At 40.9% G+C, this 14426-nt stretch carries 12 protein-coding genes; 9 read left to right on the plus strand and 3 right to left on the minus strand.

Features of this window, described 5'->3' with window-relative positions:
• Nucleotides 1–383: 383 nt before the first annotated feature.
• Nucleotides 384–1406: an EF-P beta-lysylation protein EpmB gene (epmB, locus tag ABVT42_RS12685; RefSeq protein WP_353897205.1), complete on the minus strand. Its 1023-nt coding sequence runs from the start codon at nt 1404–1406 to the stop codon at nt 384–386.
• A gap of 47 nt (nt 1407–1453) precedes the next feature.
• Between epmB and efp the strand changes: the two genes are divergently transcribed.
• Nucleotides 1454–2017 carry an elongation factor P gene (gene efp / locus ABVT42_RS12690; protein WP_353897206.1) on the plus strand — a complete coding sequence of 188 codons (564 nt, stop codon included), beginning with the start codon at nt 1454–1456 and terminating at the stop codon, nt 2015–2017.
• 266 nt (nt 2018–2283) lie between these two features.
• Nucleotides 2284–3231 carry an EF-P lysine aminoacylase EpmA gene (epmA, locus tag ABVT42_RS12695; protein ID WP_353897207.1) on the plus strand — a complete coding sequence of 316 codons (948 nt, stop codon included), beginning with the start codon at nt 2284–2286 and terminating at the stop codon, nt 3229–3231.
• A 115-nt stretch (nt 3232–3346) separates the two neighbouring features.
• Here epmA and asd read toward each other — a convergent pair whose 3' ends face one another.
• Nucleotides 3347–4240, minus strand: a complete 894-nt coding sequence (gene asd, locus ABVT42_RS12700; protein ID WP_367023879.1) for an archaetidylserine decarboxylase — start codon at nt 4238–4240, stop codon at nt 3347–3349.
• A 96-nt stretch (nt 4241–4336) separates the two neighbouring features.
• On the opposite strand from asd, the gene motA reads away from it, so the two are divergent.
• Genes motA through ABVT42_RS12715 form a run of 3 tightly spaced genes read left to right on the plus strand, consistent with a single transcriptional unit; the run spans nt 4337 to nt 8685 of the window.
• The gene (gene motA, locus ABVT42_RS12705) at nt 4337–5188 is read left to right on the plus strand and encodes a flagellar motor stator protein MotA (RefSeq protein WP_353897209.1); all 852 of its coding nucleotides are present in this window, start codon (nt 4337–4339) and stop codon (nt 5186–5188) included.
• Between the two features lie 37 nt (nt 5189–5225).
• Nucleotides 5226–6095 carry a flagellar motor protein MotB gene (gene motB, locus ABVT42_RS12710; protein WP_353897210.1) on the plus strand — a complete coding sequence of 290 codons (870 nt, stop codon included), beginning with the start codon at nt 5226–5228 and terminating at the stop codon, nt 6093–6095.
• Nucleotides 6088–8685: a bifunctional diguanylate cyclase/phosphodiesterase gene (locus ABVT42_RS12715; protein WP_353897211.1), complete on the plus strand. Its 2598-nt coding sequence runs from the start codon at nt 6088–6090 to the stop codon at nt 8683–8685. The genes motB and ABVT42_RS12715 overlap by 8 nt, the downstream gene beginning before the upstream one ends.
• On the opposite strand, the gene rsgA is transcribed toward ABVT42_RS12715, so the two are convergent.
• Complete coding sequence (gene rsgA / locus ABVT42_RS12720; RefSeq protein WP_353897212.1) at nt 8652–9698, minus strand: small ribosomal subunit biogenesis GTPase RsgA; 1047 nt, start codon at nt 9696–9698, stop codon at nt 8652–8654. The genes ABVT42_RS12715 and rsgA overlap by 34 nt on opposite strands.
• Nucleotides 9699–10063: 365 nt before the next feature.
• Between rsgA and orn the strand changes: the two genes are divergently transcribed.
• The 4 genes from orn to ABVT42_RS12740 all read left to right on the plus strand — a co-directional run bounded on the left by orn (nt 10064) and on the right by ABVT42_RS12740 (nt 14425).
• Complete coding sequence (orn, locus tag ABVT42_RS12725; protein ID WP_353897213.1) at nt 10064–10615, plus strand: oligoribonuclease; 552 nt, start codon at nt 10064–10066, stop codon at nt 10613–10615.
• A gap of 9 nt (nt 10616–10624) precedes the next feature.
• Nucleotides 10625–12265 (plus strand): NAD(P)H-hydrate dehydratase, encoded by a 1641-nt coding sequence (locus tag ABVT42_RS12730; protein WP_353897214.1) that lies wholly within the window; start codon nt 10625–10627, stop codon nt 12263–12265.
• Nucleotides 12266–12474: 209 nt separating this feature from the next.
• Nucleotides 12475–12990, plus strand: a complete 516-nt coding sequence (gene tsaE, locus ABVT42_RS12735; protein ID WP_417281481.1) for a tRNA (adenosine(37)-N6)-threonylcarbamoyltransferase complex ATPase subunit type 1 TsaE — start codon at nt 12475–12477, stop codon at nt 12988–12990.
• 109 nt (nt 12991–13099) lie between these two features.
• Entirely contained in the window at nt 13100–14425 is a 1326-nt protein-coding gene (locus ABVT42_RS12740; protein ID WP_353897215.1) for an N-acetylmuramoyl-L-alanine amidase, read from the plus strand.
• Nucleotide 14426 lies beyond the last annotated feature (1 nt).

Genomic DNA, 14426 nt, shown 5'->3' on the forward strand with positions numbered 1-14426 from the left:
TTTTCTGAATTCTAAAACATTAACTCGCGAAAACCATTTTTTATTTAGACAAAAATGGTCTTTTGCCCATTTTAAAGGGGTTGGTATCAGTAAATGCTTGAGAATTAGCTCGAAGATGATTGGCTTCGAAACTGATACAACCCTAAAGTCAGTTTAGTATAATAGAATAGATATTGCTGAAAAGTCATTGACTTAGCGAGCATTGTTAATTTTTTACTCTAATTGTTTATACTAACTCAATAATAATAGAGATTTCTTAATTCAACTTGATATTAAAAAATGCAACTTTATGTTAAAACTCTGATTAATACTAAAATATCAAGTAATGGCATTCTCGTCATTTGAGTGAATTTCAATCCAACCGCTTTAACTTCTCGAACTACTCAAGCGATGACTGTTTTTGACGGTTTGCCGGCTTCTTCAACTGCAAGTCTTGGAATTAGATATCCTGGGAGCTGTTCTCTCAATGATTGAATTAATGCCACCGCCTGCTGGGTTGAAACATCAAAGTGAGCTGCACCAGCTACTTTATCCAGTAAATGCAAATAGTAGGGTAAAATGCCCGCATCAAATAGTGACTCACTCAGTGCTTTCAAGGTTGGTAAATTATCATTAACTTGTTTGAGCAAAACGCTCTGGTTGAGTAGTTGAATACCGGCAAGCCGCAGTGGCGCCAGGTGCTCAATCAGTAATTTATCAATTTCATTTGCATGATTAATATGCAAAACCATTGAGGTTGTCAGACGACTGCTACTAAGTCTGTCAACGAATGTGGGCGTTAATCTTTGAGGAATGACTACCGGTAAACGAGAGTGAATCCTTACTCTTTTTAAGTGAGGAATGGCGTCTAGACGATCAAATAGTGAAACTAATGCTCTGTCGCTTACCATAAGCGGATCACCACCACTTAAAATCACTTCACTAATACTGGTATCTGCTGCAATATATTGAAGTGATTGAGAAAGTTGATCGCCGCTGGCCATTTGATCCTGATAAGGAAAGTGACGTCGGAAGCAGTAACGACAATTAACTGCACAAGCTGAAGCCAAAATCAGTAATACTCGTCCTTGGTATTTGTGGAGCAGTCCGGGTGTCTGATTGTTATTTTCTTGCAATGGATCCCGATTATAACCTGTTACTTCCTCTAACTCTTGCTTTTGGGTAAGTACTTGCAGCAATAAAGGGTCGAGTGGATCGCCCGATTTGATTTTATCGATGTAGGGTTGTGGTACTCGCAGACTAAAACCCGAATCCTCAGTTATTTCATAGCCCAGTTGGTTTGCTTGCAGATCGACTGCTGCTAATAGTGCGTCAGTCGTGGTAATGGCGTTTTTTAGCAGGTTTTTCCATGATTTTACCTGACATTCAGGCTCGGAAACGGGTATTATTGGCGTCGTATTTTTCATGGCGGGTATTTTACCCCATTAGTGTTTAAACATAGAGAGAATTTTTCATGGCGAGTTACACAACTAACGATTTTCGACCCGGAATGAAATTTATGCTGGATGGCGAGCCGGTATCGATCGTTGAAAATAATTTTGTCAGACCCGGAAAAGGTCAGGCTTTTGCAAAAACCAAAGTTCACTACCTGCTGACTGGTCGAATTGTTGAAAAAACATTCAAGTCTGGTGAGTCGTTTGATGTGGCTGATGTTATGGAAACTGACATGGAGTATCTCTATACCGATGGTGAATACTGGCACTTTATGGATCCTAGTTCATTTGAGCAATTCGCTGCGGATGAAAAAGCTGTTGGTGAAAATGCCAAATGGCTAAAAGAGCAAGAGTCATGTTCAATTACATTGTTTAATGGCACACCAATTTCAATTACACCACCCAATTTTGTGGTTCAAGAAGTAGTTGAAACCGATCCTGGACTTAAAGGAGATACTTCTGGCAGCGGCGGTAAACCGGCTACTCTCGAATCTGGTGCGGTAGTTCGTGTCCCCTTATTTGTTCAAATTGGCGATAAAATTAAAGTTGATACGCGTTCTGGTGAGTATGCCTCTCGCGCATAAATTGAAGGCTCAATCATACAGAGCAACTTGATTGGTGATTGGGGCTTGATGCCCCGCACCTAGATAATGGCTTTGGCAATGCGATATTGTTTACTCGTTGATAGCCTGCTCAGTCTCGTTGAACGAAATCGATGCCTTGCATGAGAAAGTTGTCATAAGAGGCCTGTTGAAATATACCTTTTGCATAGATTTAAAATCGAACAATTCGGCAAATACTCATTCAGCCTGTTTTAATAACAATCATCAATTCGAAATATACACCTAGAATGCAATCTCCAGCACCAGTGAACAATATTTTACTGCAACGAGCAACTGCTCTCAGGCAAATTCGTGATTATTTTAAGCATCAGTCTGTGCTTGAAGTTGATACGCCATTACTCGCTGATTACTCGGTAACCGACCCCTACATGTCTGCAATGCAAGTGATTAACCCGCGTGCACAATCCCAGGGCTATTTACAAACTTCTCCCGAATATGCGATGAAAAAGCTGTTATGTGCGGGGAGTGGTGATATTTTTCAGTTAGGAAAAGTATTCCGAGCCGATGAAGATAGCCCCAGTCATAGCAATGAATTTACTATGTTGGAATGGTATCGCTGCAGTTTCTCGCTTGAGGCGCTAATGAGCGAAGTTTTGCACATTATTCAGTTGGTAGTGGGGCCGCTAGCCCATCAAATACTGAGTTACAGACAAGCTTTCATCCAATATCTGGCCATTGATCCGTTTAATTTGAGTTTAGCGGAACTTGAGGTTAAAGCTAACCGTTTGCTCGGTGATTTACCGCAAAACATGCTATTTGATAATTATTTAAGTTTATTATTTGCGACACAAATTGAACCACTTTTTCCTGCCGATAAAGTGACCTTGGTAACTGATTTTCCAGCCTCACAGGCTGCCCTTGCGCGTAAGAGATACACACGTTACGGTGAAGTGGCCTGTCGTTTTGAGGCCTATAGTGGAGGTCTGGAACTGGCTAACGGATTTTATGAACTTAGTGATCCCAATGAGCAGTTATTGCGTTTTGAGCAAGAAAATCAAATCAGACAACAGCTTGGCTATCTGCCGATGACAATCGATTTTGAATTGATTAAAGCCTTAGAACAGGGTTTGCCAGACTGCTGTGGTGTTGCATTAGGTTTTGATCGCTTGTTAATGCTAAAGTCTGGTGCCAAAGACATTAAACAAGTTTTACCAATGAGTTTTGTTAAAAGATAATTTGCAGAATTAATATCAACCTTACTTAACGTAAATTCTGTTCATTTAAAATTGGTACTGATTCTGTGATGAGCGATTTATCTTGTGCAAATTACCACTAATGGTATTAGAAAAACTAGTCAGGCTTACGAGTTATCAACTTCTCACCCAAGCGAATATCTTGTTGTAAACCAATTTTTTCTGCCCATTGCCATGAAGCTTTTTGCATCAATAGGATGACTGTTGAACCTAGCTTAAAGCGGCCCATTTCAGCTCCTTTTTCAAGGTGAATATTTTGTTCTGCGTAGTCCCAATGAGTAACACTTTTGGCGGTCGGTGGGGTTATGGTTCCTTGCCAAACTGTTTCAATACTGCCGACTATCGTTGCACCAACAGCGATCATGGCCATTAAGCCAAAATCAGTCTCAAAATAACTGACCACTCGTTCATTACGTGCAAATAAGTGTGGCACATTGTTTGCTGTTAGTGGATTGACCGAAAACAATCGACCTGGAATGTGGGACATTTTCACCAGTTTACCGTCACAAGGCATATGAATTCGGTGATAATCCTTGGGGGCCAGATAAATCGTGCAAAACTCTCCCTCAGCAAAATGCGCGGCTTGAGATTCATCACCACCTAATACTTCCAGCGTTGTAAAATGATGATTTTTTGCTTGAATCAGGCGACCGCTTTCAATTGGTCCAAACTGGCTCATACAACCATCAACTGGTGAACAAAAACTATTTATATCTGCATCAATCGGTCGAGTTTCGGGCCGAATGGGGCGTGTGAAAAATTCATTAAAGCTTGCATACTGAGTAAGTTCGGGTTCGACCGCAATCGACATATCAATTTGATAAGCCTTGGCAAATCGCTGAATAAACCAGTTTTTAAACCACGGTGTCTGGCTTTCGGCAAGCTTGCCTGCCAATACTGACACGGTATGTTGAGGAATGAGATATTGAGCGGTAACTTGCAATTGTTCGATGATCGACATAAAGGCTTTCAGGTGACGAAAAGCGCGCATTTTACCCAGTTTGTGATTACTTGTCAGGTTTTAAGCGAGTTAATTGATTTTTAACTATAGTTTATTAGTGAAACTTATAATGATCGAGAAAGTAATATGACAGTATTGATTGGGGTAATCATTGTATTGTCTGCTGTTCTAGGTGGGTATGTTTTGTCTCACGGAGAGATTGCTGCGCTTTGGCAACCTTTTGAGTTACTGATTATTGGAGGCGCTGCGCTCGGCGCATTTATTATTGCTAATCCAGGCAAAGTCAGTAAGGCCACCTTTAAGCAACTACCCTTACTGTTTAGACACTTACATACTAAAGCGTTTTATCTGGAATTATTGTCATTGTTTTTTCAGATATTTAATGTGATTAGGCGTGAAGGGTTGATAGCGATTGAACGCCATATTGATGACCCGGATGATAGCGAAATTTTTACTCGTTTTCCTTTGATTACCCGAGATAAAGAAGCATTAGCGTTTATTTGTGATTATCTGCGCTTGATGGTTATTGGTGATATGACCGCTTATGAGCTTGAGAATCTGATGGATATTGAGTTGGAAACACAGCTTTCGGAAAAACTGGCACCTTCGCATGCATTGGGAAAGGTTGCGGATGCACTGCCTGGGTTTGGAATAGTGGCGGCGGTGTTGGGCATTGTCATAACGATGCAATTTTTAGGGGGGGCACCTGAGCAACTGGGGCTGCATGTCGCAGCGGCATTGGTCGGAACATTTTTAGGTATTCTCTTGGCTTATGGTTTTGTTGCTCCTCTATCACAGGCATTGGAGCATAAGGTTCTGGAGGAAGCTAAATTTTATGAATGCATGAAAACCTGCATTCTGGCTTCAATTAATGGTATGCCTCCACAAGTTGCTGTTGAGTTTGGGCGTAAAACGCTCTTTGCGGATGTCCGCCCGGACTTTTATGAGCTGGAAGAGTGTGTCAAAGGGATCCGTTAGTTAAGTTTGTTTTCCCTGGAGTTTTCAAAAAACGATCATGGCTGAAGAGTTTGAAAAAAGTAAACCAATTATTATCAAGCGCATAAAACGCGGTCGTCATCAAGCGCATGGAGGTAGTTGGAAAGTCGCATTTGCCGATTTTGCGACGGCTATGATGGCTTTCTTTTTGTTACTTTGGTTAATGGGTAATACTTCTGAACCTCAAAAACGCGCTATTTCTGGATATTTTCTTGATCCTGCTGGTAAAAAGCAAAGTACGGGAAGTACGCAAGCGATTGTTGATGATAAAGGTGTGAATTCAGGCGTAATTTCATTGGAGCATGTCAAGCCAGAAGTGCGTGAAGTTGACACAAAGGTCACTGAAGAAGATGCCGCAAAAATAGTTGAAGAACAAGAAATTGCTCAACTTGAGCTGTTGAAAGAAAATCTGGAATCTTTAATTGAGACCAGTGAGGCATTTAAGCTGTTTAAAGATCAAATTATGGTCGATATTATTCAAAGTGGATTGCGCATTCAAATTGTTGATAAAGATAAACGCCCAATGTTTGACAGTGGCAGTGCCGAGCCTAAGTACTACTCCAAAACTATTTTACACCGGCTGGCTGAGGTGCTGAAAAAAGTACCTAACAAACTGAGTATTACCGGTCATACAGATGCAACGCCTTATATTGCTAAAGATGATTATGGTAACTGGGAGCTGTCTGCTGACCGCGCCAATTCGGCTCGGCGCGAACTACTTTATGGCGGCATCAAAGAAACTAAAGTGGCGCGAGTTGAAGGATTTGCTTCGTCCATTTTGTTTGATAAAACACAGCCATATAATCCCATTAATCGCAGAATAGCCATCATTGTGCTCAAACAAAGTGTGGCAGAGGAAATAGAGCGACAGGTATTAGGCATTGAGTAAGTCTAGTCGTCAACCTCCAGATAAATCTGTTGGTCCCGTTAGTGAGGGACTGGCTTTAACGCCGCTTGAATCGGCTTTATTTCATATTACCGAGTGCTCAGTCAAAACTTCTTCAATGGAAGAGTACGCCTCACAACTCCATCTAATCATTAAACAATTGATGTATGCCGAAAACTTTTTTGTTGCGCTTTATCGACAAGATCAAAGTTCGATGAGTTTTATTTATATTGCTGATGAGCATAATCAAGAAGCCATCGCAACAACGATTAAAAATCTGTCCGAGCAGGAGTTACGCCGAACGATAACTGGTTATATGTTGCGCACAGGTAAAGTTCAGCATCTATCTGGTGAGTGTATTCGAAATCTGGTTGCCAAAAATATCGTAGACTCAATCGGACACTTAGCTTATGACTGGCTAGGCGTTCCACTGGTTTTTGATAATCAAATTTTAGGTGGGATTGTTGTGCAAAGTTATCGGCCTGACATTAAATATGGTGAAAAAGAAAAAGGGATTTTGCAATTTGTAGCCAGGCAAATTGCATTAGTATTTAAGAGTCGACTATCAGAAAAAGTTCTTATTGATGCGAACACTGCACTAGAAAAGCGAGTCGATGAGCGTACGCGAGATTTACATCGAATGAATGCTGCTTTGGCAACTGAAGTTTTGGAACGCAAAAAAAGTCAGCAAATTCAATCGGCACTTTTTCAAATTACTGAACTGGTCAGTACTACCGAAAGTCTTGACGATTTTTATGCACATGTGCATGAGATTATTGGGCAAGTAATGTATGCCAAAAATGAGTACATTGCTATTTTAACGGAAGATCGAAAATATCTGGAGTTTCCTTATTTTGTCGATCAATTTGATAAAACCCCAATACGCCGCTTATTTAATCAAGGAGAGTATTGTAAAGGGGTTACCGAGAAAGTCATTATTTCTGGCAGAGCACACTTGTCACCCCGAGAAGAAGAGGGTATTGCCGGGACGGGGGAATGCTATAGCTGGCTGGGTGTACCTTTAAAAGATAAACAGCATGTGTTTGGTGTGTTAGCCATTCAAAGTTATGAGCCGGATCAATTATACACCCATGATGACCAAAATGTTTTGCTAACAATTGGTCATCAGGTTGCAACTGCAATTTTACGCAAAAAAGATGCTGATTCTTTAAGAGCGGCGCATGAGTTGCTGGAAAAAAGAGTACGTGAGCGAACATCTGAGCTTGAAGATACGATTGAAAGACGCAAAGTTGTCGAGCAAAAACTGGCGCATGAATCTTTACACGATGCTTTGACCGGATTACCTAATCGCTTGAATCTGATAAAAAACCTGAACCGCATGATCAATCAACCTGACAAAGCGGATAAAAAACTGGCGTTATTATTTTTAGATTTGGATCGATTTAAAGTCATTAATGATAGTCTGGGTCATCATATTGGCGATTTGTTTTTAATTGAAGTGGCTAAAAAACTCCAAACAAGTTTACGTGCAAATGATTTGATTGCTCGTCTTGGTGGCGATGAGTTTTGTATTTTAATGTATGATATTCAACGTGATAGCGTGGCATTGAACTTATGTTCAAGAATTTTAAAAGAGCTAAAAAAGCCCATTGTTGTTGCTAAACACTCGTTAATTTCCAGTGCCAGTATAGGCGTTCGACTGGCCTCACTCGGTGAAAACTCAGCAGAAACGATTATGAGTGATGCCGATGCCGCAATGTATCAAGCGAAAAATCAAGGTAAAAATCGTTATTGCTTTTTTGATGCCACCATAAAAATGTTGGTGACCCAACGAATGAAAATGGAGCGGGATTTACGTGATGCGGTTGACAATCACCAGCTGTATTTGGTGTATCAGCCCTTAGTGAATCTTGACTCTCGCAAGATTGAAGGTTTCGAAGCTTTGGTACGTTGGCACCACCCGGTTAACGGGTTAGTGAGTCCTGTTGAGTTTATTCCTGTTGCTGAAGAAACCGGGTTAATTGTTGAGATTGGGGAAGCTGTTGTTGAAATGGCTTGTCAGATGTTGAGTCGATTTAAGCAAGCTCCCCTATTGGCTGATTTGTATATTAATGTGAATGTGTCTTCGGTGCAGGTGTTGGCGAGAACCTTGGATAGTGTTATTCGTAAAAATTTGCAACGCTATTTAGTCGATCCAGAAAAGCTCAATATAGAAATTACTGAAAGTATTCTCATTGAAGACTACAAAGCCGCATTAAATTTTGTGCGTGAATTGAAAGCAATGAATATAAAAGTTTATCTGGATGACTTTGGTACCGGGTACTCTTCGCTAAGTTATCTACATAAATTTCCGTTTGATGCAATTAAACTGGATCGTTCATTTATTCAAGTCATTAATGATTCGCGCCAAAATGAAGCTATCGTTGAATCAATTGGATTGTTAGCCAGCAATTTAAATATTCATATCGTTGCTGAAGGAATTGAAACCAGAGAGCAGCTTATTAAAGTTCAACACATGCATTATCATGTTGCTCAGGGTTTTTATTTTGCAAAACCATTAGCGGAACATAAGGTAGAAGTGTTTGTTAAATCCTTTGACTATGATGCTGGTGAAGATACAATTTTGCAGTAGTTTTGCCAGCGCTGAAGGGCTATTTGCTTGGTGTCTACCGCTTGAAGAATAGCGCATCCTGGTTCGTTAATATGTTGGCAATCTCTAAATTTACAGGCGCCAATAAACGGTAAAAATTCTTTAAATCCGGCGGCAACTTTATGACTATCCATATGCCATAAACCAAATTCTCTGATACCGGGCGAATCTATAATAAATCCATCCACCGAATTTTCAGTTGTTGTCATTTCTTTTACCAGAAATAGCTGAGAAGTTGTGGTGGTATGTTGACCAAGACGCGAATTTTGTGAAACCTGGTTAACCAGTGATTCTTGCTGTGGGAATAAGTGATTGATAATAGATGATTTGCCTACGCCTGATTGACCCACCAGAATACTTTGCTGATGAACCGCATGCTGTTTTAATAAATCAATGCCTAGTCCTGTTTTAGTGCTGACCTTAATGATTGGGTAATCTAACTGCCGATAAATAGTGAGTTGCTCTTCAATAGACTGATCGATGATTTCTGATTGCAGATCCCACTTATTGAGCAGAATAATAATTTTTAACGGGATATCGCATTGATTGTTGGCATCTTCAATGGCAACCAGATAACGATCCAGTAGGGCGGCTGAAAAATCAGGTAATGGTGCGGCTACAATAAAAACCTGATTAATATTGGCCACTACTGCTTTTAAACCCTGATGTGCTGAAGGTCGTTCAAACACGCTATCACGTGAGTGACGAGCTTCAACAATCCCTTGTTCGTTTTCGGCCAACCGGAATACGACTTTGTCACCAGAAACAATCGAACCAAGGTTTTGTCGCAAATAACAGCGAAATACCTTTTGGTCGCACAGATTCATAATATCTGCCTGTTCTCCGAACCGGCTGATGACCAGACCTTCAAGTGATTCCGATAGTTGTCCGAGTTGGTGTTCTGCGAGAGGAGCCGTTTGTTGCTGAATACGTTGTCTTTGTTTGTGAGCAACCTGACGTTTTTGCCGCTGTGTCAGTTTATCCCGTTTGGCCAAAAGCCGCCTCCAAAAAGGTTTTTTTAATGAATAAAAGCCAGAAATTTAGATTGTGTTTTAAGCTACCGTTTGCTTTGGTGGTTTTTCTTTGTTGCAACAACTTTGTCGCAAGAATTCTTATCGCAACAATTCTTGCAGCAACAATCTCAAATAACCTTAATCTCACATCACTGCATGTTAAAACAATGAGAATTTAAAATCTCGAAAGTCTAAAAAACAAGAATCTAAAGTATAATGCTCATCAATCAATAAGCTATCAAATGAATAAGTTGCCAAAAAAATTGATAATGGGCTTAATTTGGCAAACATTATATACTAAATAACGACAAATTTAATTTTAACTTTCAGTATTGTGGAGAGTGAATGTGCAAAATGCCAGCCATCTGATTTGGATCGACTTAGAGATGACCGGGCTTGATCCTAATCAAGAGCGAATTATTGAGATTGCGACCATCGTCACCGATAAAGACCTGAATATATTGGCTGAAGGGCCTGTTTTGGCGGTTTCCCAGCCCAAAACATTACTTGATTCAATGGATGAATGGTGTACCGCTCATCACGGACAATCGGGGTTGACTGAGCGAGTTTTACAAAGTGAAGTTTCTGAGCAACAAGCCGAGCAGCAAACCTTGGCGTTCTTAAAACAATGGGTGCCTGCTGGCAAGTCACCGATGTGCGGCAATACAATAGGCCAGGATAGGCGTTTTCTGGTGCGTTATATGCCTGAACTGCATGATTATTTTCATTACCGTAACCTCGACGTCAGTACGCTTAAAGAGTTGGCAAAACGCTGGAAACCGGAAATTTTGCCCGGATTTATAAAAGAAAATAAGCATCTTGCTCTGGATGATATTCGCGAATCCATCGCTGAATTGGTCTATTATCGGGAAACCATGTTTGATTTGAATGCAGAGTAAATTAAAAAGATGAACAAGAGCAATTGGCCCAATCCATTCAATAAATCTTATTATGTTGCCGCGGATTGCCATTTATACAGCGCTGAGCAAATCAAGTTAGTCGAAAGTAATTACGCGAATATCGATCCTCAAGGAACTTATCCATTAATGGAGCGCGCAGGGCTTAGTGCGTTCGAATCAATTTTAACAACCTGGCCCGATGCAAAAAACTGGTTGATAGTTGTTGGTAAAGGAAATAATGGAGGCGATGGACTCATCGTTGCTCGACTGGCACTGGATTTAGTTTTGGCTAAAGGGATTAAAGTAACCTTGTTAAATTTAAATTCGACTGCTCAATTCAAAAATGATGCTTATCTTGCCTGGCTAGCTTTAGAACAATCTCCGTTATATACCTATTTGAATCTGATAACTGAGTTGCCAGAGGATTTATCTGCTTTTGATTTGCTGGTTGATGCAATGCTTGGCACCGGTCTTCAAGGCGCTGTAAGAGAACCTTATGCACAAATAATTGACAAAATAAATCAGGCAACAATGCCGGTGTTGGCGATTGATATTCCTTCCGGTTTACAAGCTGATACTGGGGTCAGTGGAAACCCATCGATTATTGCTGATAAAACGGTCACTTATATTGCGCCCAAAAAAGGACTCTATACCGGAGATGCCGCTGATTTTCGAGGTGAAGTAGTACTTGCCGATTTACAAATTGGCGAGTCGAGCTGGCAAGGTATTACTTCGCAGATAACCGCTAAAGATTATGCTGCTATTTGCTCACGTTTATATCGTCGTGAACACACCAGTCATAAAGGGCACTTTGGATACTGCCGGGTAATTGGCGGCGCTAATGGAATGATTGGTGCTGCATTATTAGCCGCTAACGCAGCAGCCAGAGTCGGTAGTGGACTGACTTCGGCCTGGGTCGAAGCCGGGGCAGAGGTGATTGTTTCACGGGTCCCTGAAATTATGGCTAAAAATGTCCATTTATCGGCGGTGGATAATCTGGCTAACCAAGTGACCGCTAAAGTTCCACTTGAGCTTCCAACCAGCGGACAAGCCGAAGATGCTGATGAACGGTCGTCAGCTTTAATTTCTGCCTTGGTTATTGGTCCTGGTTTAGGGCAATCTTTGTGGGGGCGAACCTGGCTGAGACGAATTCTTGGATTAAGCCACTCTGATTACCTGAATATTGCAAAAGTCTTTGACGCCGACGCCTTGAATATTCTCGCTCGCGAACCAACCTTTGACAATCATCGCATTTTGACGCCTCATCCGGGAGAAGCTGCGCGATTACTGGATATGACAACCCAGGAAATCCACCAGGATCGTTATGCCGCCAGTGCAATGATAGCGCAACGCTATGGCGGTGTTTGTGTACTTAAAGGTGCGGGGACCATTATTAGTGATGCATTTGGACGCCAGACTGTTTGTCCAGTGGGAAATCCGGGCATGGCATCGGGTGGTATGGGTGATGTCCTTTCTGGCATTATCGGCGGGTTATTAGCACAACAGTATGCGTTGTTCGACGCGGCAGTCATGGGGGTCTGTATTCATGGCGAAGCTGCTGACTATGCTGCCGGAACCGAGCAGAAATATCGGGGGCTACTAGCCAGTGATCTGATCGATTATTTGCCTCCTCTGGTGAATCCATGTTGATAAAATAAAGCCGAATTAATGGAAATAAAGCCAAAATACTGCAACAAAGTGCGAAGTATGAAAAGTGTCATATAATGCGTAATACGTTCAGAATGATATAACGTCTAGAACTATGTGACGTTTAGAATCATGTGACGTTTAGAATCAAATAATGTCGATAATGCAAAAATGTTCAACACCAAGAAGTATAAAGAGTCAGTTAAGTTACCGTGAATACTAATATCCAATATTATTTGTCCGATGAAGCCGCAACCCTTAAAGCTGGGGCTCTAATTGCCAAGTCTTGTCCTTCTCAAGCACTGATTTATTTAATGGGGGGATTGGGGGCAGGTAAAACAACACTCGTGAGAGGTTTGCTCAGAACATTAGGGCATCAGGGAAGCACTAAAAGTCCAACTTATACTCTGGTTGAGCCCTACCAGATTGCGAATCAAAAAATATATCACTTCGATCTGTATCGTCTGGGGGATCCGGAAGAGCTGGAATATATAGGTATTCGAGACTATCTGGCAGAACAGGCTATTTGTTTAATTGAGTGGCCAGAGCGAGGCGCAGGGCTTTTACCTCAGCCAGATCTGACAATCCAATTAGACTATGTTGCTGAATCCCGAGGAATTGGAATGGAGTTTCCACAGTTAATCAAGGATAATCAGAATCAACAGACCACGGGTTGGCAACAAAATTTAATAGCAAATATTCAGGCTGAGTTTAAAATAATTCGGTAATATGACTAAAATAATATTGAAACCATTATTCAAATATTCACCTAAAAGTTGATTTTGTCCTGTCGAAGGAAGCGAATTAGCTGTTCAAATATGTAGTAAAGTTGAAATCATGAGAGCAAAAGGGTTTTCGTTAATCGCAAAAATTTATATCTGTCTGGCTATTATTCTTAGTGGCCATTTAAAATTATTAGCAGGTGAAGTTAAAGGTATTCGCTTTTGGCAGGATCCAGAAAAAACTCGCCTGGTTTTTGATGTCAGCGAATCGGTTAACTATCAGGTTTTTACCCTCGATAATCCTTATCGATTAGTTGTTGATATTGATAATGGTGAATTAAAAACCGAAGTTAGTGATATAGATGTTCCCAAAAAACGGGTAAAAAATATTCGTTCCAGTCAGCAAGAAAACAAATTGAGAATAGTCCTCGATTTAGAAAAAGGGGTGACTTCTCAGGATTTTACTCTCAAACCTTTCCAGGATTATGGCCATCGGCTGGTTATTGATTTAAAAGATAAGTCGGCAAAAAAAGCGGTTGTTAAAACTGCTGAGTCGGCGATTAAAGAAAGAAACCGTGACATCATTATTGCTATTGATGCCGGTCATGGTGGCGAAGACCCAGGTGCAATTGGTCCGAAAAAAACTAAGGAAAAAAATATTACATTGGCGGTTGCTAAAATTCTGGCTAGAAAAATCAATCAGGAAAAAGGGCTTAAGGCCTTTTTGACGCGTAGCTCAGATTATTATGTTGGTTTAGAAAAAAGAACACAGTTAGCGCGCGAACAAAAAGCAGATTTATTTATTTCGCTCCATGCTGATGGATTCACCGATCCAAGAGTCCGAGGCGCTTCAGTTTGGGTGCTGTCAGCTAAAGGGGCAAACTCTGAAATGGGTAAGTGGCTGGAGAAACGAGAGAAAAGTTCTGATTTATTGGGAGGGGTCGAAAGCCTTTCGAATAAAGATCCTTTAGTCGCGCAGGTATTGCTTGATCTGTCTATGCATTATTCTGTGGGAGCCAGTATAAATGCTGCCGAGCGAGTGCGAAAAGAGTTATCGGTAAGAATGCAAAAAATGCATGGTAAAACGTTACGTAAAGCGGCTTTTATTGTATTGAGAATGCCTGATATTCCAGCAATGCTGGTAGAAATGGCTTTTATTTCTAATCCTCAAGAAGAAAAAACGCTAAAAACTAAAAAGCAACAACGAAAGATTGCAGACTCAATTTTAATTGGGGTTAAAAAATATTTTAAGAGCTTTCCTCCCGATGGCAGTTTGTATGCCGCAATGGCGAAAACGCAGTCTTATGAAGTCAAACGTGGTGATACGCTCTCTGAAATTGCTCAGCTTTTTGGCGTTACCACTCAGCAATTAAAATTGCATAATAATCTTAAATCTAACCAACTGAGAATAGGTCAAACGCTGGCCATTCCTGGAGCCTGAT

The organism is Aliikangiella maris, from assembly GCF_040719265.1.
GTDB lineage: Bacteria > Pseudomonadota > Gammaproteobacteria > Enterobacterales > Kangiellaceae > Aliikangiella > Aliikangiella maris.